This is a genomic window from Microbacterium sp. LjRoot205 (genome assembly GCF_056175745.1).
Genome location: NZ_JBGFFH010000001.1, coordinates 1,061,045 through 1,079,294, shown reverse-complemented (window position 1 = coordinate 1,079,294; position 18,250 = coordinate 1,061,045). Strand labels below are relative to the sequence as shown.

Below are 18,250 nucleotides of genomic sequence, written 5' to 3'. Positions count from 1 at the left end.
CTCGTCCGACCGAATCGATCGTCAGTGCAGTTCGAGGACGGCCCGTCTGATCGACTCGCGATCCGGCTTGCCGGAGGCCAGCACGGCAAGCTCGTCGACCATGATCAGCCGCACGGGACGCGCATGCTTGCCGAGCTCCTCCGCGACGAGATCCCGCGCGTGCGAGAGCTGCTCGGCCTCGCTGCGCCGCAGCACCTCGCCGCGCGGCGCGACGATCACCGAGGCCTCGCCCCATCGTTCATCCGGCACGCCGACGACCACGGCGCCCGCGAGTCCTGGAACGCTGCGGACCAGCCGTTCGACGCGGTCGAGGGAGATGTTGATCCCGCCGGACACGATCACGTTGTCCGCGCGACCGTGCACCCGCACCACTCCGTCGTCGAAGAGCCCGAGATCGCCCGTGTGGTACCACCTGATGCCGTGCTCGTCGCGCGAGAAGTTCTTCGCGGTCAGCTCCCCGTCGCCGAGGTACCCGTCGGCGAGCATCGGACCGGCGATGCGCAGCTCCCCGTCCACCGTGCGCACCGCGACCGTATCGAGGGGAACGCCGTCGTACACGCATCCGCCGCAGGTCTCGGTGGAACCGTACGTGCGGACGAGCCGGACGCCGAGATCGGCGGCCCGCTCCCGCAGCGGCTCGGGCAGGGACTGCCCCCCGACGAGGATCGCGCGGTAGGCCTGCAGCGCGGCCCGCACCGGTCGGTCGTCGGCGGCGTCGAGCAGTGTCGACAGCTGCGCGGGCACGAGAGACGTGTACAGCTCGGGGATCGCTGCGGAGCCTCCCGACGGACGGAGCATCGACAGCGTCGCATCGGCGAAGGACTCGGGTGAGAACCGACCGCCGAGCGCGACCGGGTGCGTACCGGCGATCAGCGACCTCACCAGAACCTGCAGCCCCGCCACATATCCGGCCGGAAGCGCGAGCAGCCAGCGTCCGCCGCCGACCCTCGCGGTGGTGGCCTCGACGCTCGCCCGCAGCGCCTCGCCGCTCAATGCCACACGCTTGGGGACGCCGCTGGAGCCGGAGGTCGCGATCACCACGGCCGTGCCGTCCGGCACCGATCTCGGCGCGTCACCGAGCATCCCGAAGCCGAGCGCCGGCCCGCCGTCGAGCGCCCGCGCCAGGGCGTCGCGCAGCTCGGCCGGGTCCTCGGCGTCCGTCGGCGTCAGCGCGACCATGTGCGTCTCGATCCGCTCAGTAATGCCAGGGGAACGACGACCAGTCGGCGTCGCGCTTCTCGAGGAACGAGTCGCGGCCCTCGACCGCTTCGTCGGTGCCGTAGGCGAGACGCGTGGCCTCGCCCGCGAACACCTGCTGACCGACGAGCCCGTCGTCCACCGCGTTGAATGCGAACTTCAGCATGCGGATCGCCGTGGGCGACTTGGTGAGCACGGTGCGCGCCATCTTCAGCGCCTCGCGCTCGAGCTCGGCGTGCGGAACGACCCGGTTGACGGCTCCTGCCTCGTACGCCCGCTGCGCCGAGTACTCCTCGGCGAGGAAGAACACCTCTCGGGCGAACTTCTGCCCGGTCTGCCGAGCCATGTACGCCGAGCCGTAGCCCGCATCGAAGCTTCCGACGTCGGCATCGGTCTGTTTGAACCGCGCCTCCTCCGCCGAGGCGATCGTGAGGTCGCAGACCACGTGCAGCGAGTGCCCGCCGCCCGCCGCCCACCCGGGGACCACCGCGATGACGACCTTGGGCATGAAGCGGATGAGGCGCTGGACCTCGAGGATGTGCAGGCGACCGGCACGCGCGGGGTCGTGCACGGTCGTCTCGTCGTCGGAGTACTTGTAGCCGTCGCGGCCTCGGATGCGCTGATCGCCGCCGGAGCAGAACGCCCAGCCGCCGTCCTTCGGACTCGGACCGTTGCCCGTCAGCAGCACCGCGCCGATGCGGGGGTTCTGCCGTGCGTCATCGAGCGCGCGGTAGAGCTCGTCGACGGTGTGCGGGCGGAAGGCGTTGCGCACCTCTGGGCGGTCGAACGCGATACGGGCGACTCCGCCGTCCGTGCTGACGTGGGCGGTGATGTCGGTGTAGTCCTCGGCACCGGGCGCGAGCACCCATTCGTCCGGGTCGAACAGGTCTGAGACGAATGTGCTGGTCACAGCATCCAGCCTATTCCCGCCGGGGTTGCAGACGCAGACGGCGTCGCCCCGAAGAGGCGACGCCGTCTGGGATCTGCAGTCAGGGTCGGCGGGCGCGAGCCGTCTTGATCCATCCGTCCACGATGTCCCAGATCGGGAAGGCAATCAGGCAGAAGCCCGTGATCACTGTGAGGATCCGCATGGTCTCGTCGGTCACCCCGTTGTCGGTGAAGACGAAGCTCAGGAACTCGGGGTTGATCAGTGCTCCCTGCAGCAGCAGCGTGATCGACCAGGCGGCGAAGACCGCGGCGAGCAGTGTGTTGACCACCGCAGCACCGACCGTCCACCGTCGCTTCGCGTAGACCACGACCGCCAGCAGCGCCTCTGCGGCGAACAGCACGAAGAAGAACGTGATGCCCCACGGCCAGAGCCCCGGGTCGAGGATCGCGATCGGATCACCGCCGGTCGGGAAGAAGCCGAGGAGTGCGTCCCAGAACACCGCGCCCACGCCGAGCAGCAGGAAGATGATCGATGCGATCGCATCGGCCCGCCCCGCGCCGTTCTGCGTCGGCTCGGGGAGCTGGTCGACGCTCCACTTCACGCCGGTGTCCGTGCCGGCGCGCTCCAGGATCACGAAGACCAGCGTCACCCAGAATCCGATGTGCACGACCGAGCCGAGTGTCGCGACGACTGCGGTGCCGATGATCTCGCCGGTCGGAGCACCGTCGAGCAGCTGCCCGAGGACCACTCCTCCGAAGACGCACGCCGGGACGATCCACAGCAGCAGCTTGAGCAGCCGCCCCCAGACGAGGTAGTACTTCGGCCCGATCAGATGCAGTGGACGGTCGGCGTAGCCCGCCGCGAGGATCACGGGGTTTCGCCGCTTCGAGCTCTGCCCGGACGTCGTCCTGCACCTCGGGCGTGAGGCTGCGGATCGTGGCGCTGATGTAGCGCTCGGTGAGCGTGGCTGTCGTGGTCATGTCAGTGCTCCTCGACTGTGAGGGTCGCGATCGCCGCGGTGAGCGATCGCCATTCTTCGGTCAGGGTGTCGGCGAGCCGGATGCCGGCGTCCGATGTGCGGTAGAACTTGCGAGGTCGCGCCTCGTCGGTGTTCCACTCGCTCGTGAGGTACTCCTGCTTCTCGAGCCTGCGAAGCAGCGGGTACAGCGTGTTCGCATCGGTGGCGAAGCCGCGGCGCTCCAGGTCTTCGAGCAGTCCGTAGCCGTACCCCGCAGTGCGCAGCAGCTGCAGGCAGGCCAGCACCACGGTGCCGCGGCGCAGTTCCTGCAGATGCGTGTCGAGGGTCTCGTTCATGTCCGTCACATTACTGTGCGTCACACACCAATGTCAATCACACATAGGTGTGACGCGCCACGAGCTTCCATCCGAGCCGTCAGCCTTCCCGATCGAGCAACTACCGTGGGTGCATGACGATCGGGATCTCCCGCGTCGATCCCTTCGACGACGGCGCGGTGGATGCATGGTGGGGTTGCTACGCCGCAGCCGAACGAGCCGACCGTGGCGCGGACGCCGTCGTCTGGTCTCGGGCAGAGTGCCGCAGCGAGCTGCAGCAGCAATCGGCGGTCGTCGATCGGCGCGCGTATCTGCTCCACGACGGCGCAGACATCGTCGGATCCGCGAGCCTCGGGCTGCCGCTCAAAGACAACACGCACGTCGCGCACCTCGCGATCAGCGTGCCGCCCCGCCACCGACGACGCGGCATCGGCGCGGAGGCGCTGGCCCACCTCGAGCGCGAAGCCGTGACATCCGAACGCACGACCACGCAGGGTTCGGCGTCGTGGCCCTACGAGCTCGGATCGGAGGGGGCCGGCTCCCCCGGCCGCGAGTTCGCGAGGCGCCACGGCTACACCCTCGCTCTCGGCGACGTGCAGAGCAGACTGCCCCTTCCGGTCGACCCCTCGCTGCTCGACCGGATCGAGAACGACATCGCCTCGGCCATCTCGCAGTACGAGATCCGCAGCTGGGTCGGCCGCATCCCCGACGACGTCGTGGAGCGCTGGACAATCCTCGACGCCACGCTCGAGACCGAGGCGCCGACCGGCGAGCTCGACATCGAACCGCAGAAGCCCGACGTCGACAGCATCCGCGAGAGCGAGGAGCTGCTCGATCTTCAGGGCCGCATCTCGTTCGGCACGATCGCCCTCTCCCCGGACGGCGACGCCGCCGCCTATTCGCAGCTCGTCGTGTCGACCGACGACGGCAACGCGTATCAGTGGGGAACCCTCGTGCGCGCCGCCGACCGAGGCCACCGGCTCGGCATCGCGGTCAAGGTCGCCAACCTGCGGATGCTGCACCGCGAGGCCCCTCAGGCACGCGCCGTCTACACCTACAACGCGGAATCGAACGCGCACATGCTCGCCGTGAACACGCTGCTCGGCTTCCGCCCGAGCGAACGACTGGGCGAACTGCAGAAGCGCCTGATCTGAGGAGCATCCGTCGGCACGGCGGATCCCGGAGGCAGCTCCGACAGAGCAGAATGAGCACATGCTCCCACCGCTCGCAGATCTGCTCGGCTCGGCCAGGGTCGTCTCTCTTCCGATGCACACCCGCTTCCGCGGGGTCGACACTCGCGAGGCGCTGCTGTTCGAGGGCCCGGAGGGATGGGCCGAGTTCTCTCCGTTCCTCGAGTACGACGATGCCGAAGCGGCGACCTGGCTCGCGGCCGCGATCGACTTCGCGTGGCGGCCGCAACCGGCACCCCTGCGCGAGCGCATCGGCGTGAACGCCACGATCCCCGCCATCGAGGCGTCACGGGTCGCCGACGTGCTGGCCAGGTTCGCCGGGTGCCGCACGGCGAAGGTCAAGGTCGCAGAGCCCGGCCAGACACTGGCGGACGACGTCGCTCGCGTGCGAGCCGTGCGCGAGGCGATGGGGCCGGAGGGACGCATCCGTGTGGATGCCAACGGAGCCTGGAACGTCGACGAGGCCGAGCATGCGGTGCACGCGCTCAACGAGTTCGACCTCGAGTACGTCGAGCAGCCCTGTGCCACGGTGCCCGAACTCGCCGAGCTGCGCACCCGCGTGAAGTACATGGGCATCCCGGTCGCGGCAGACGAGAGCATCCGCAAGTCGTCCGACCCGCTCGCGGTCGCTCGGGAGAAGGCCGCCGACCTGCTCGTGATCAAGGCGCAACCCCTCGGAGGCATCACTCACGCGCTGCAGATCGTCACCGCCGCCGGCCTCCCCGTGGTCGTCTCGAGTGCACTCGACACCGCGATCGGACTCTCGCAGGGTGCGGCGCTCGCCGCCGCGCTGCCGACGCTCGACTACGACTGCGGGCTCGGCACCGCATCCCTGTTCCTCGACGACGTCGCCGACCTGCGCCCGGTCGACGGCTCGATCCCCGCTGGACGCGTGACGCCGGACGCCGCGGCAGTTGCTCGACTCGCCGCAGACGACGATCGTCGCGACTGGTGGCTCGATCGCCTCAGCCGCTGCTACGAGGTGCTCGCCGCGCGCTGAGCAGCGACGTCACTCCGCGAGCAGCAGCTGCACGAGCCTGCCCAGCTCCTCGCTGCCAGAGTGCCGCAGCTGATCGGAGTCCTGGCCCGCCATCGCACCGCGAACGGTCATGCCCTCCCAGAGGATCATCAGCATGCGCGCGGCCTCCTCGGCCGGAACCTTCAGCTCGAGTGAGCTCACCGAGACGATGTCCGTGATGATCACCGCGATGCTCGAGACCATCTCGCGCTCCTGCACGAGGTAGGCCGAGCCGAACTGATGATCGCGCAGCGCGCGGATGCGGATCTCACTCATCAGCATCACACCGAGCCGGTCGTCGCCTCCCGCATCCATGATGCGCTGGACGAGCTCGACCGGGTCGCACCCCTCTGAGAGGCCGCCCTCAGCAGCGATCTCCTCGACGCGGGCACGCACCCCGTTGACGCGCTGCTCGCCGACGCTGCCGGCGAGCATCAGGAACAGCTCGTCCTTCGACTCGAAGTTCGAGTAGAACGCTCCACGCGTGAAACCGGCGCGATCGCAGACCGCTTCGACGGAGGCGCCGTCGAGTCCGACCTCGGCGAAGACCTGCGCGGCGGCATCCAGAAGCCTGGCGCGCGTGTTCTCTCGGCTTCGCGTGGCGGGTGTCGTCATCGAATCCTCCTGCCTCTCATTCTCACACCCCGCACACAGACTCCGGGGCTCGGATCACCTTACGATACATCTATGTATTGGATACACCTGTGTATCCGGCCCGCATTCCCTGAGGAGCCTCGTGTCCACACTCCTGTCCTCGCTCGGCCGCTGGTCTTACCGGCACCCGTGGCGCGTCCTCGTCTCCTGGCTCCTCGCACTCGGCATCGCCGGCGCCGGCGCCCTCGTTCTCGGGGCCGGCACGGACAACTCCTTCTCGATTCCCGGAACCGAGTCGCAGGCGGGTCTCGAGCAGCTCAACCGCTCTTTCCCCGCAGTCAGCGGAACCAGCGCGCAGATCATCGTGGTCGCCGCGGACGGCGACTCGATCACGGATGACACGTATCGGAACGACATCGACAATGCCGTCGACCAGCTCGCCGATCTCGACGATTCCGTGCTCTCGGCCACCTCCCCGTTCGACGAGATGGTCAGCGGCATGGTCAACGACGACGAGACCGCCGGCATCATCCGCCTGCAGTTCGACGGCCAGGCGAGCGATGTATCGGACGAGACACAGGACGACCTGCGAGCCGTCGTGGCCGAGCTCGCCGACGAGCTTCCGGACGGATCGCAGACCTCTCTCGGTGGCGAACTGTTCGCCACCTCCATCCCCGGTGTCACACTGACCGAGGCCGTGGGACTGCTCATCGCGTTGCTCGTGCTGATCGTGACCTTCCGTTCGTTCGTCGTCGCAGGGCTCCCGCTGCTCACGGCTGTGCTCGGCGTGGGCATCTCGATGGCCGGCATCTTCGCGGCGACCGCATTCGCCACGGTCTCGTCGACCACTCCTCTCCTCGCCCTCATGCTCGGGCTCGCGGTCGGCATCGACTACGCGCTGTTCATCATGGCCAGGCACCAGGATCAGGTGCGCGAGGGGGTCGACCCCGAGGAATCCACCGCCCGCGCCGTCGGCACGGCCGGCTCCGCCGTGGTGTTCGCGGGCGTGACCGTGCTGATCGCCCTGATCGGACTCGGCTTCGCCGGCATCCCGTTCCTGACGACCATGGGCATCGCGGCGTCCGCCGCCGTCGCGGTCGCCGTCGCGATCGCGGTGACGCTCACCCCTGCGCTGCTGGGCTTCATGAAGGGCAGGGTGGCGGGTCGGCCGCGCAAGGCTCCGAAGGCGAAGAAGGGCAAGCCCGCTCCGGTTCCGCGGGTGCGATTCAGCGAGCGCTGGGTGACCGGCGTCACCACACGCCCGATACTCGTCTCACTCGCGGTCGTGATCGGCCTCGGCATCATCGCGGTGCCGGCCCTGAGCCTGAACCTCGCACTGCCCAACGCCGGCGTGCTGCCGAAGGACTCCGAGGCGCGGCAGAGCTACGACCTCGTGGCCGAGGAGTTCGGCCCCGGCTTCAACGGGCCGATGATCCTCACGGGCACGATCGTCACATCGACGGATCCGCTCACGCTGATGGAGGATCTCGGCGACGAGGTCGCGAAGATCGACGGCGTCAAGGAGGTCGCCCTCTCGACGCCGAACGAGACGGCCGACACCGGCATCGTGCAGATCATCCCCGAGACGGCGCCCGACGACCCTGCCACGGCCGACCTCGTGCGCGAGCTGCGGTCGCACCACGACGAGTGGCTCGACGAGTTCGGCATCGACCTCAAGGTGACCGGATTCACCGCGGTCGGCATCGACATCTCCGACCAGCTCGGCAACGCGCTGCTGCCCTTCGGCATCTTCGTGATCGGCCTCTCGCTGATCCTGCTCACGATCGTGTTCCGCTCGCTCTGGGTGCCGATCACCGCCGCAGCCGGATACCTGCTGTCGATCGTGGCCGCGTTCGGCATCGTCGGCGCGGTGTTCGAATGGGGCTGGTTCGCCGACGCCCTGCACGTCGCGAAGGTGGGCCCGATCATCAGCTTCATGCCGATCATCCTGATGGGCGTGCTGTTCGGACTCGCCATGGACTATCAGGTCTTCCTGGTGTCGCGCATGCGCGAGGACTTCGTGCACGACCCCGACGCGAAGAGTCCTGACCGAGCCGTCCGTCGCGCCGCCGCGCTGCGCGCCGTGCGCAGCGGGTTCACGGGGTCTGCGAAGGTCGTCACCGCGGCAGGACTCATCATGTTCGCGGTGTTCGTCGCGTTCGTCCCCGAGGGTGACTCGTCGCTCAAGCCCATCGCGCTGGGCCTCGCAGCCGGCATCGCGATCGACGCGTTCCTGGTGCGGATGACGCTGATCCCCGCTCTCATGGCCATCCTCGGCGAGCGGGCGTGGGAGATCCCGGCGTGGCTGGAGAAGGTCCTCCCCCGCGTCGACATCGAGGGGGAAGCGGTCGAACGCGAGCGCCACCTTGCCGGTTGGCCGGGAGACGACTCGGTCGTGGCCGCCGACGATCTCTCGGTGACGGATGCCGGCATCGACCGCCTCCACCTGCGCCTCGCTCCCGGCGGATCAGCGGTGCTCACGGGCTCCTCCGCCGGTGCGCTGCGCGCGCTGGCTCTGACGATCGCCGGCCGCGCGACGCCCGATGACGGACGCCTCCGGGTCGCCGGCCATCTGCTGCCGGGTCGAGCGGCGTGGGTGCGCGCACATGTCGGAGCGGTCATGACCGCCGATGCCGCCCGCCTGTCGGCCGACCTCTCCGAGGCGCTGCGCGGACGCCCTGCACTCGTGGTGATCGACGGAGCAGACCGACTCTCGCGCCCCGAACGCGATCAGCTGGCGGCGCGACTGCGCGACTCTCGCAGTACGACAGCGATCCTGCTCACCGCGCTCGACCCGAAGATCGGCCTCGAGATCCTCGCAGACGCCGGCCGCTCTCCCGCCGACGTGATCGACGTCGACGCGCCCTCAGCACAGACACGACCCGAGTCCTCGGTGCCCCGCACCGCCGACGGCACCACCGAATCGACCGAGGTGAACGCATGACCCTCCCCATCGAACGCGCCCGCTCGCGCAAGCCCATCACGTGGCTGACGATCCTCGGCATCCTGCTGCTGCCCGCAGCCGTCGGCGGCATCCTGGTCGCGGCACTCCAGAACCCGACCGAGCGCCTCGACTCGATGACCGCCGCGATCGTCAACCTCGACGAGCCTGTGGAGATCGACGGACAGCTGACGCCGCTGGGTCGGCAGCTCGCATCAGGGCTCGTCGAAGGATCGGACGAGCTCGACTCCAACCTCACCTGGGTGATCTCGAACGAGGATGACGCGGCCGACGGGCTCGCCGACGGGTCGTATCAGGCCGTGATCACGATCCCCGAGGAGTTCTCAGCTGCCGCCACCTCTGCAGGGCAGGCGATCTCGGACGGCGGAGGCGATGCCGAGCAGGCCACCATCCGGGTCACCACACCGGACGACGGGCTCGTGGCCGACGATCTCATCACCGGTCAGATCGCGGATGCGGCCGCCTCGAGCATGGGCACGCTGCTGTCGGAGGCGACGACCGAGAACATCCTCGTCGGCTTCACCACGATCGGCGATCAGATCGGAGAAGCCGCCGACGGCGCGGCCGAGCTCGCCACCGGCGCACGGGATGCGGCGACGGGCGCGGCCGCGATCCCCGACGGCGCGACGCAGCTCGCCTCGGGTGCCGCCGAGCTCGGAAGCGGTGCGTCCTCGCTCGCGTCAGGGCTCGACACGCTCGCTGCGAAGACCCGCGAGGCTGCGGGGGGAGCGAGCCAGATCGGCACGGGGCTGACCGCAGGGGCCGCAGAGCTTCAGAACCAGGCAGGGCAGATGCCCGCGCTCGTGGGGGCGATCACGACCGGAACCGATGCGGCGACGGACGCGGCGACGAAGACAGCGGCCCTCGCGCAGACACTCGGCACGATGGCTGCGAGATGCGACCCCGATGTCTCGGGAGAGCTGTGCGCGCAGCTCGCGACCGAAGCGGCGAACGCGGGAGCAGCGGCGAAGTCCGCGGGAACCGCGTCGGGATATCTCACGGCGGTCGAACCGCAGATCGCGACCCTGCCCGGCGCGTTCACCACCCTCGCGACCCAGCTCGGTGAGGCCGGCGCCGGCGCGACGACTCTCGCGGACGGCTTGAACCAGCTGGCGTCCCAGGGCCTCGACGAGTCCGCCGCCGGCGCACGTGCACTGTCCACGGGAGCCGTTCAGCTGTCCGACGGGACGACCGAGCTCGCGACCGGAGCCGCCGACCTCGCGACCGGCCTCGACACCCTCGCCACCGGAACGGACGATCTCGCCGGAGGCCTGCGCACCGCATCCGACTCCCTCCCGTCGTTCAGCGACTCGGAGTCGACCTCCCTGGCCTCGGTGATCGCCGACCCTGTGGCGTCGAAGGGAGCCGACGGTGCAACGATCTTCGGGCCGACGGCGATCCCGCTGCTCGCGGCCGTGGTGCTGTGGTTCGGCGCTCTCGCCTCGTTCCTCGTGATGCGGGCCCACACCGCACGCACGCTCACGTCGCGGCGCTCCTCTGCCGGGCTCGCGCTGCGCGCTTTCGCCCCGGCGGCCGCCATCGGCGCCGCGCAGGGCCTGCTGGTCTCACTGATCGTGCAGATCGTCGCGAGCTACGACGCCGCCACCTGGTGGGCGTTCGCCGGAATCGCGGTGCTGGCGGGAATCGTCTTCGCCGCGGTCAACCAGGCGCTCGTCGCAGTCTTCGGCGGCATCGGTCGCTGGATCAGCGCTCTCGTCGGGGTGCTCGCGATCGCGACGGGACTGATCTCGACGGTGCCCGGCTGGCTGGCGGATCTCGGTGCGTCTCTGCCGACCTCCCCCGCGTTCGCCGGGCTGATCACCGCGAACGGAGGCGCAGCCGCCGGCCTCATCGTGTGGGGTGTGCTGTCGCTCGTCGTGACCACCATCGCGGTCGCCCTGCGTCGCACGACGTCAGTGAAGGCGGCCATGGCGACCGCCTGAGCGTCCTCTCCGGGCACGCAGCCCTGGCACACCTTCGGATCACATCCGACGATGCGCCGTGCATGGCACTCGATGCACGGCGCATCGTCATACAGCTCCGAAGCCGCGCTCGCCCGGGCAGAGGCGGTATTCGCATACTCCCCGACGCACGTACGATCAGAAGATGCGTCGCCCGTTCATGACCTCTCCCGCCCAGCTCGAGTCACTCGAGGGGCAGCAGTATCTCGTGCTGCGCCCGACGAGAGCGGTGTCGGACGTCTACCGGGCCGAGCAGAGGTCGGCACTCGGCCGAATGGATGCTCCGCACCCGCACACCGAGCACGTCACGCTTCGCGCATTCCACGAGCCCGAGCGCCGGGAGGAGCTGCTCGCCCTGATCCGCGAATGGGCAGTGGCGCAGCGCCCGATCGAGGTCGTCGCCGAGGCCGTCGACGTGTTCCCGGCTCCGTGGCAGGTCGTCATCCTTCGCCTGAGACGAACCCCCTCGCTCGTGTCGGCCTACGCGAACCTCAGCGAAGCTCTCGAGGGCACCGACTTGCGTCGACTCGACGAGCGCAGCACGGAGGACTGGACGTTCCACCTGTCGGTGATCTACGCGAAGACGCTCGCCCCCGCGGCATGGACGGAGCTGTCGCACAAGTCCCGTCGCTCGCTCAGCTCACGCCCCGCCGAGACCATCAGCGAGGCCGAGCTCGTCTGGTACGAAGACGGCGCCGAACACTCCGAAGTCATCCCGTTCGGACTGCGTTCGTTCAGATGAGAACCGCTCGGGCGCTCAGCTGAGGCCCGAGTAGGCGTGCAGACCCTTGAAGAACACGTTGACGATCGTGAAGTTGAAGAGCACGGCCGAGAAGCCGACGATCGCCAGCCAGGCCGAGGGGTTGCCACGCCAGCCGCGCGTCGCGCGCGCGTGGATGTACCCCGCATAGAGCACCCAGATCACGAAGGTCCACGTCTCCTTGACGTCGAAGCCCCAGAAGCGGCTCCAGGCGTAGTAGGCCCAGATCGAACCGGCGATGAGCGTGAACGTCCAGAGGATGAAGCCGATGATCGTGAAGCGGTAGGCCATGCTCTCGAGGCGCTCCGACCCGGGGAAGGTGCGCAGGAACCCGGGGCCGGTCTTCTCGGCGCCCTCGGAGATGAGACGCTCCCGGCGGGACTGCATCAGCTGGATCACCGACAGAGCGAAGGCCAGGGCGAAGAACGCGGTGCCGAGGGAGGCCACGAAGACGTGAATCACCAGCCACACGCTCTTGAGCGGGTCCATCAGAGGCGAGACATCGACGTAGAAGTTCGTGGCCGAGAGACCCAGCAGCACGACGACGAGACCGGTGATGAACGTGCCGAGGAAGCGCAGATCGATGCGCGTCAGCACCACGAGGAACACCGCGACGATCAGCAGCGTGCCCATCATCGCGAACTCGTAGAGGTTGGCCCACGGCACTCGCCCGGCCGCGAGACCACGCGTCACCGTGGCTCCGAGGTGGAAGATGAACGCGAGCACGGTGAGCGAGGTGCCGATGCGCGCCATCACGAAGCGCTGAGGGGCGACATCCGAGCCGGATGCCGAAGCACTCTTGGCGCCGCGCGAACCCGCGCCGGCACCGACCAGTTCGAACTCCCGCACGCTCGCCGCATCGGCCGACAGCTGCGACCGGCGGGCGAGGTCGAAGGCGAAGGCCACGAAGGCCGCCGCATAGACCGCGATCGCCGTCCAGAGCAGGATCGGCGAGATCACTTCGAGATCGAACATGGTGTCAGTCTACTTTCGGGGTGTCGGATGCAGGGTGCTCGGGGTCACCGTCGCGGACGGCCTCGGACGCCGTCGCGGCGTTGTCGGACTCGTCGCCGGTCGCGACCGGCGCCTCGACCGCAGTCGTCACTCCCGCGGCGTCCATCAGACGCGCGTGACCGGCCACGAGGTCGTCGACAGCCGTGGCGAGAGTCGGATCCTCGCCGCGCGCGAGACCGGCGTACTCGAGAGAGACGATGCCGTCCTGCCCCGTCGCCTTGACCCACACTCGGCGCCGAGGGATGAACAGGGCGAGCATGAGTCCGCCCAGCGCGAGAAGTGCGAAGCCGAGCACCCACGGACCCGACGCGTCGCGGTGGATCTGCAGCGAGGCGAAGCGCTTGACCGACTGCGAGGCGTCGGTGGCCCCCGCCGGCGATTCGTCCTCGAAGGTCACGGTCCCCATGCCGTTCGGCAGGTCGGCCGTCTGTCCGGGCGTGAGCTCGATCGATTCGAGGTCTGTCGTCCGTCCGGTGACCTTGGTCATGCCGGTGGTGTCGAGCACGTAGACCGAGCGGGGGATGCCCTCGTTGATGCCCAGGTCGCCGGTGTAGACGTCGAGGGTGAGCGTCGGGTTGGTGAGGTCCCCGAAGCCGGAGAAGAACGCGCCCGTGTCGAGCACACCCGTGGTCGGGTAGAAGAAGCCGACGAGGCCGACCTGCTCGCTGAGACCGTCGGGGATCTTGATGACGCCGAGCGACGTCATGTTGTTGTCCTGGGGCAGGAAGGGCGTGCTGTTCGTGAACACGACCTCCCCGTCGGGGTCGCGCACGGTGATCGTCGGCGCGTAGCCGTTGCCGAGCAGGAAGACGTTGTCGTCGGCGACGCCGAGAGGCTCGTTGACCTTGACCGAGCCGGTGCGCTCCTCGCCGTTCTCCTGCACCGTGACGTTGGCCGAGAAGTCGCCGGCCTGACCCGAGCCGGGCTCGCCGAAGGGCTGGTAGGTGACGTCGAAGCTGTCGAGGCGCATCGAGTACGGCGCGAGCGCCCCGTCGCCGACGAAGCGGCCGCGGTTCATCGAGTCGTAGTCGAGCAGCGTGTTCGCGAACGTCTCGCCCTCGACCAGCACGCGCTGGCCGGTGTAGGCGAACCCTCCCCCGACCCCCACGGTGATCAGCACGCCGACGAGGGCGAGGTGGAAGAGCAGGTTGCCCGACTCGCGCCAGTAGCCGCGCTCGGCCGAGACCGACGCGGTGCGGCCCGAGTCGTAGCGCTCGACGCGGTATCCGAGCGCTTTGAGCTGCTTCGTCGCGATGTCGATCGTCGCCGCAGCGTCGGCTGGCGCGTCTGGCGACGTGCGCTCGACGGCACGGAAGTCGGCGAGTCGCTTCAGACGTGCGGGCGTGCGAGGGGGCCGCGCCTGCAGCGCCTTGGCGTGGTGACGGATGCGCGGGATGACGCAGCCGACGAGGGAGGCGAACAGCAGCAGGTAGATGGCCGAGAACCACGGCGACAGGTAGACGTCGAACATCTTCAGCCCGTCGAGCACGGGGAAGAGATCGGGATTGTCGCGCTCCCACTGGGTGACGCCATTGGGGTCGGCCATCCGCTGGGGGAAGATCGAGCCGGGGATCGCCGCGATCGCGAGGACGAGCAGCAGGATCAGCGCGGTGCGCATCGAGGTCAGCTGACGCCAGCCCCAGCGCAGCCAGCCCACGAACCCGAGGCGTGGCTGGGTGATCGACTCCTCGCCGTCGACGTGGTCTGACGGGCGCAGCGGATCGCTGGACCTCTCGGTTGTGCTGCTCACGTCATCCTTCCGATGCGTCGTGTTCTCATCAGAACGGGAGGGGGACACTGCCGATCACCACCGTCAGTCGAGACATGATGTCGGTCCAGAGGCCGGTCAGCATCAGCAGGCCGAGCACGATCAGCAGCACGCCGCCGATGACGTTCACGACGCGGATGTGGCGACGGAGGAACCCGATCGTCTTGGTGGCCCACCCGAACCCGAGAGCGACCAGCAGGAACGGCAGGCCCAGGCCGAGCGAGTACGCCAGGCCGAGCATGCCGGCACGCACCGGGTCGCCCTGGTTGAACGAGAGGGCGAAGATCGCGGCGAGCGTCGGCCCCATGCACGGAGCCCAGCCGATTCCGAGCGCGATTCCCAGCAGCGGTGCGCCGATCAGGCCGGCCTTGGAGTCGACCTGGAAGCGCAGCTCGCGCTGGGCGAAGCCGAAGAGACCGAGGAACACGAGTCCCATCAGGATGATCACGCCGCCGAGGATGCGGGTGATCAGCTCACCCCACTGCAGCAGGAAGACGTTGGCGAGCCCGCCGAGCGCTGTCAGCGAGACGAACACGAGACTGAAGCCCAGGATGAACAGCAGCACACCGAACACGAGTCGTCCGCGAGCGGGAGCTTCGACCGTCGCGACGCCGCTGCCGTTCTCCGACCGCTCTCGTCGAGGGGTGACCGCTCCCCCGAGAAACCCGAGGTAGCCCGGCACCAGCGGAAGCACGCACGGTGAGAGGAAGGAGATGAGCCCAGCGAGCATCGCTACCGGGATCGCGAGCCACAGCGCTCCTGAGTCGATGATCGTCCCGGGGTTCATGCCGCTTCCGCAAGACTCATGAGTCCTCCGCGAGCGCGTCCTTGACGAGCGTCGAGAGGATCGAGGTGCCGTCGATCGGCCCGATGATGCGGGCGGCGACCCGGCCCTGCTTGTCGAGCACCAGAGTGGTCGGCGTCGCCTGGATCGGCACCGACGACGCGAAGGCGAGCTTCGCCTCGGCGGTGTCGACATCGATGAGGCTCGGGTAGGTCACGCCGAACTCCGCCGAGAACGCCTTGGCGGTGTCGGCCTGATCGCGGGTGTTGATGCCCAGGAAGGCCACGTCGTCTCCGCCGTGCTCCTGCCACACGCTCTCGAGGTCTTCTGCCTCGACCCGACACGGTGCGCAGCCCGCATACCAGAAGTTCACGACCGTCACCTTGCCCGCGAGCTCGGAGCTGCTGAAGTCGTCGCCGTTCTCGGTCACGCCGCCGAATTCGACGACGGGTTCGCCGCGCTCGGCGACCGGGATCTCGACGATCGCCCCGTCGGCCGCGACGTAGCCGGGATTGTCTCCGCTCAGGAACGAGTCGTTCACGGGATCGGGAGCGCAGGCGCTCAGACCGATGGCTAGTACCGCGGCGAGCGCGGCACCGACCGCACGGCGAGAAGGCCGGATGCGGGAGGGGCGGCCGCTGCGGATCGGAAGAACCGTCGAGGCGAGTGGCACGATTCCCAGTTTACGCGGGGGTTCCTATGCATGGGCCGGACGCCCCGGCCGTGGAAGCCCGCTGTCAGAGCCGGGCGAGCACGTCGGCCACACTCGCGCGGAAGCGAGGACACGTGGCGATGTCGTGCGAACGGCATCCCATCGCATGCTCGGTCATCTCGCGTGATCGGCGCATGTCCTCCATCCGCCGATCGAGATCGTCGAGGTGCTGCTGCAGCACCTCGTGCCGACCGGCGCTTCCGTCGTCGAGGAGCACGGCGATCTGGTCGAGGGTCATTCCGGCCGCCTTGCTGCGCTGGATCACCGCTATGCGCACCACGTCGTCCTGCCCGTATCGGCGCCTCCCGGCGGAGTCGCGTGCGGGTCGCAGCAGCCCGACCGTCTCCCAGTGCCTCAGCACGTTCGTGGGCAGCGCGAAACGGGCAGCCACCTCGCCGACGGACCAGGGACTCTCGACACTTGACTTCATGTTGACATGAAGTCACAGACTGAGGACGAAAGCAACCGCCGCCCCTCGGAAGGACACCACATGTACGACGCGATCGTGATCGGAGCAGGCCCCGCCGGCCTGCAGGCGGCACTGACCCTGGGACGGATGCACCGCTCGACGCTGCTGCTGGATTCCGGTGAGTACCGCAACGGCACGGTGCTGCACATGCACAACGTCGTCGCGAACGACGGAACTCCCCCGGCGGAGTTCCGCGCGACCGCGCGCACTCAGCTCGCCGAGTATGCCGACGTCGAGATCCGTGACGTCGGAGCGCAGTCGGTCTCGGGCGCGGAGGGCGCGTTCTCCGTGATGCTCGCGGACGGAGTCTCCGCCGAGGCGAAGAGCGTCATCCTCGCGACCGGCGTCGCCGACGATCTGCCATCCGTGCCCGGCCTGCGGGAGCTGTGGGGAGTGAAGGCCTTCAGCTGCCCGTTCTGCGACGGCCACGAGCATGCGGGGCGCTCCATCGCCATTCTCGGCCCCGCGCCTCGGGCCGAGCACCTGATCGGGCTTCTGGGTCGCATCGCAGGAGACATCACGGTCTTCCCCGTCGATCAGGCGTTCTCCGCAGAAGACGTGCAGACTCTCGAAGGGCTGGGAGCGCGGGTGAGCGTGGACCTCGTGACGGCGGTAGCGCCGGACGGCGACGATGTGCGGGTCACCACCGATTCCGGCGATCGGACTGTGGCCGGCGTCTTCGTGGCATCGGGCTCGCTCCGCCACCGTGCGCCGTTCGCCGACCAGCTCGGGCTGCACATGCTGCCGTCCGGGTCGATCGAGATCGACGACTTCGGTCGCACCTCACTCGCCGGCGTCTTCGCCGCGGGCGACCTCGCACACCGTGCGTCGCTTCCGGGGCCGATGGCCTCGGTGCTGCTGGCCGCCGCGGCCGGTCAGCTCGCGGCGGTCGGGGTCATCCAGTCGCTGATGGCTCCGTGATCGCGAGCATCTTCGCCGCAGCGCAGTGATGGTCGCTTCCCGACTCGGGGAGCGACCATCACTGCGACCAGAGCCGCTAGCTCAGACTTCAGACCGCCCCGACATCGACTGCCCCACCCGTCGCCGCGGGTTCGGCGTACGCGACCTCGCGCCACACATCGCCGACGAGCTCGAAAGACGTGACGCTCGACAGCGCGCAGCGCCGAGTGCGCGGGTCGTGCTGCAGCGGCAGGCCCGCGACGCGGAGGTGGGTGATCCAGATCGGCGCCTGGTGCGAGACCATCACGAGGTCGCCGTCGTCGACGGATCGCCATGCCTCGGCCATCATGCCCAGCATCCTCTCGGCGATCGATGCGTACGGCTCGCCCCAGCTCGGCAGCGACGGCTGACGCAGGTGCCACCACTTGAGCGGGTTCATCAGCGAGCGGCGCATCTGCGTGCCCTCGAACACATTGGTCGGCTCGATCAGGCGGATGTCGATCTCGGGTGTGAGTCCGAAGCGCTCGGAGAACGGCTCCGCCGACTCCTGTGCCCGCTCGAGCGGCGAGGAGTAGAGAGCTGCGACCGGGCGATCGAGACCGGCGATGTGATCGGACGCGGCTCGCGCCATCTCCCTCCCCGCCTTGCTGAGGTGATAGTCGGGCAGCCGCCCGTAGAGCACGCGCTGGGGATTGTGCACCTCGCCGTGACGGACGAGGTGCAGTCGCGACGCCACCAC

17 protein-coding genes are annotated in these 18,250 nt (G+C 68.9%); 6 read left to right on the top strand and 11 right to left on the bottom strand.

Translation table 11 applies throughout. From position 1 onward, the window contains the following. Positions 1–21: 21 nt before the first annotated feature. The 4 genes from AC04ME_RS05225 to AC04ME_RS05210 all read right to left on the bottom strand — a co-directional run bounded on the left by AC04ME_RS05225 (position 22) and on the right by AC04ME_RS05210 (position 3,400). Positions 22–1,179 carry an AMP-binding protein gene (locus AC04ME_RS05225; protein WP_475433872.1) on the bottom strand — a complete coding sequence of 386 codons (1,158 nt, stop codon included), beginning with the start codon at positions 1,177–1,179 and terminating at the stop codon, positions 22–24. Positions 1,180–1,195: 16 nt separating this feature from the next. After that, on the bottom strand, positions 1,196–2,107 hold the full coding sequence (locus AC04ME_RS05220) for a 1,4-dihydroxy-2-naphthoyl-CoA synthase (protein WP_367822814.1): 912 nt from the start codon (positions 2,105–2,107) through the stop codon (positions 1,196–1,198). A 79-nt stretch (positions 2,108–2,186) separates the two neighbouring features. Beyond that, complete coding sequence (locus AC04ME_RS05215) at positions 2,187–2,957, bottom strand: permease prefix domain 1-containing protein (RefSeq protein WP_475433869.1); 771 nt, start codon at positions 2,955–2,957, stop codon at positions 2,187–2,189. Between the two features lie 110 nt (positions 2,958–3,067). Further along, entirely contained in the window at positions 3,068–3,400 is a 333-nt protein-coding gene (locus AC04ME_RS05210; RefSeq protein WP_042539035.1) for a PadR family transcriptional regulator, read from the bottom strand. A 113-nt stretch (positions 3,401–3,513) separates the two neighbouring features. Between AC04ME_RS05210 and AC04ME_RS05205 the strand changes: the two genes are divergently transcribed. Both AC04ME_RS05205 and AC04ME_RS05200 read left to right on the top strand, forming a co-directional pair. Continuing rightward, positions 3,514–4,533 (top strand): GNAT family N-acetyltransferase, encoded by a 1,020-nt coding sequence (locus AC04ME_RS05205; RefSeq protein ID WP_475433867.1) that lies wholly within the window; start codon positions 3,514–3,516, stop codon positions 4,531–4,533. A 58-nt stretch (positions 4,534–4,591) separates the two neighbouring features. After that, a complete protein-coding gene (locus tag AC04ME_RS05200; protein WP_079112323.1) occupies positions 4,592–5,569 on the top strand; it encodes an o-succinylbenzoate synthase in 978 nt (325 codons plus the stop codon). A gap of 9 nt (positions 5,570–5,578) precedes the next feature. Here AC04ME_RS05200 and AC04ME_RS05195 read toward each other — a convergent pair whose 3' ends face one another. After that, positions 5,579–6,202 (bottom strand): TetR/AcrR family transcriptional regulator, encoded by a 624-nt coding sequence (locus tag AC04ME_RS05195; RefSeq protein WP_042539029.1) that lies wholly within the window; start codon positions 6,200–6,202, stop codon positions 5,579–5,581. A 121-nt stretch (positions 6,203–6,323) separates the two neighbouring features. Here AC04ME_RS05195 and AC04ME_RS05190 point away from each other — a divergent pair, with 121 nt between their 5' ends. The 3 genes from AC04ME_RS05190 (at position 6,324) to AC04ME_RS05180 (ending at position 11,846) form a co-directional block, all read left to right on the top strand. Continuing rightward, positions 6,324–9,125: an MMPL family transporter gene (locus AC04ME_RS05190; RefSeq protein WP_475123466.1), complete on the top strand. Its 2,802-nt coding sequence runs from the start codon at positions 6,324–6,326 to the stop codon at positions 9,123–9,125. After that, entirely contained in the window at positions 9,122–11,086 is a 1,965-nt protein-coding gene (locus AC04ME_RS05185) for a YhgE/Pip domain-containing protein (protein WP_475433864.1), read from the top strand. The genes AC04ME_RS05190 and AC04ME_RS05185 overlap by 4 nt, the downstream gene beginning before the upstream one ends. Before the next feature lie 163 nt (positions 11,087–11,249). Next, positions 11,250–11,846, top strand: a complete 597-nt coding sequence (locus AC04ME_RS05180; protein ID WP_228385655.1) for a 2'-5' RNA ligase family protein — start codon at positions 11,250–11,252, stop codon at positions 11,844–11,846. 15 nt (positions 11,847–11,861) lie between these two features. Here AC04ME_RS05180 and ccsB read toward each other — a convergent pair whose 3' ends face one another. The 5 genes from ccsB to AC04ME_RS05155 all read right to left on the bottom strand — a co-directional run bounded on the left by ccsB (position 11,862) and on the right by AC04ME_RS05155 (position 16,572). Beyond that, a complete protein-coding gene (gene ccsB / locus AC04ME_RS05175) occupies positions 11,862–12,839 on the bottom strand; it encodes a c-type cytochrome biogenesis protein CcsB (protein WP_475433862.1) in 978 nt (325 codons plus the stop codon). Positions 12,840–12,843: 4 nt separating this feature from the next. Next, positions 12,844–14,628 (bottom strand): cytochrome c biogenesis protein ResB, encoded by a 1,785-nt coding sequence (resB, locus tag AC04ME_RS05170; RefSeq protein ID WP_153302135.1) that lies wholly within the window; start codon positions 14,626–14,628, stop codon positions 12,844–12,846. A gap of 28 nt (positions 14,629–14,656) precedes the next feature. Continuing rightward, on the bottom strand, positions 14,657–15,433 hold the full coding sequence (locus AC04ME_RS05165) for a cytochrome c biogenesis CcdA family protein (RefSeq protein WP_079112318.1): 777 nt from the start codon (positions 15,431–15,433) through the stop codon (positions 14,657–14,659). A 16-nt stretch (positions 15,434–15,449) separates the two neighbouring features. Next, a complete protein-coding gene (locus AC04ME_RS05160; RefSeq protein ID WP_079112317.1) occupies positions 15,450–16,103 on the bottom strand; it encodes a TlpA family protein disulfide reductase in 654 nt (217 codons plus the stop codon). Between the two features lie 64 nt (positions 16,104–16,167). Continuing rightward, positions 16,168–16,572: a MerR family transcriptional regulator gene (locus AC04ME_RS05155; protein ID WP_079112316.1), complete on the bottom strand. Its 405-nt coding sequence runs from the start codon at positions 16,570–16,572 to the stop codon at positions 16,168–16,170. 6 nt (positions 16,573–16,578) lie between these two features. Here AC04ME_RS05155 and AC04ME_RS05150 point away from each other — a divergent pair, with 6 nt between their 5' ends. Continuing rightward, positions 16,579–17,532, top strand: a complete 954-nt coding sequence (locus AC04ME_RS05150) for an NAD(P)/FAD-dependent oxidoreductase (RefSeq protein ID WP_475433858.1) — start codon at positions 16,579–16,581, stop codon at positions 17,530–17,532. 88 nt (positions 17,533–17,620) lie between these two features. Here the strand turns inward: AC04ME_RS05150 and AC04ME_RS05145 are convergent, their stop codons facing one another. After that, positions 17,621–18,250 (bottom strand): histidine phosphatase family protein, encoded by a 630-nt coding sequence (locus AC04ME_RS05145; RefSeq protein WP_042539013.1) that lies wholly within the window; start codon positions 18,248–18,250, stop codon positions 17,621–17,623.

Coding starts and splice junctions, on each gene's coding strand:
- AC04ME_RS05225 (WP_475433872.1), bottom strand. CDS start 1,179: ATGGTCGCGCTGACGCCGACGGACGCCGAGGACCCGGCCGAGCTGCGC.
- AC04ME_RS05210 (WP_042539035.1), bottom strand. CDS start 3,400: ATGAACGAGACCCTCGACACGCATCTGCAGGAACTGCGCCGCGGCACC.
- AC04ME_RS05205 (WP_475433867.1), top strand. CDS start 3,514: ATGACGATCGGGATCTCCCGCGTCGATCCCTTCGACGACGGCGCGGTG.
- AC04ME_RS05200 (WP_079112323.1), top strand. CDS start 4,592: ATGCTCCCACCGCTCGCAGATCTGCTCGGCTCGGCCAGGGTCGTCTCT.
- AC04ME_RS05195 (WP_042539029.1), bottom strand. CDS start 6,202: ATGACGACACCCGCCACGCGAAGCCGAGAGAACACGCGCGCCAGGCTT.
- AC04ME_RS05185 (WP_475433864.1), top strand. CDS start 9,122: ATGACCCTCCCCATCGAACGCGCCCGCTCGCGCAAGCCCATCACGTGG.
- AC04ME_RS05180 (WP_228385655.1), top strand. CDS start 11,250: ATGCGTCGCCCGTTCATGACCTCTCCCGCCCAGCTCGAGTCACTCGAG.
- ccsB (WP_475433862.1), bottom strand. CDS start 12,839: ATGTTCGATCTCGAAGTGATCTCGCCGATCCTGCTCTGGACGGCGATC.
- AC04ME_RS05165 (WP_079112318.1), bottom strand. CDS start 15,433: ATGAACCCCGGGACGATCATCGACTCAGGAGCGCTGTGGCTCGCGATC.
- AC04ME_RS05155 (WP_079112316.1), bottom strand. CDS start 16,572: ATGAAGTCAAGTGTCGAGAGTCCCTGGTCCGTCGGCGAGGTGGCTGCC.
- AC04ME_RS05150 (WP_475433858.1), top strand. CDS start 16,579: ATGAAGTCACAGACTGAGGACGAAAGCAACCGCCGCCCCTCGGAAGGA.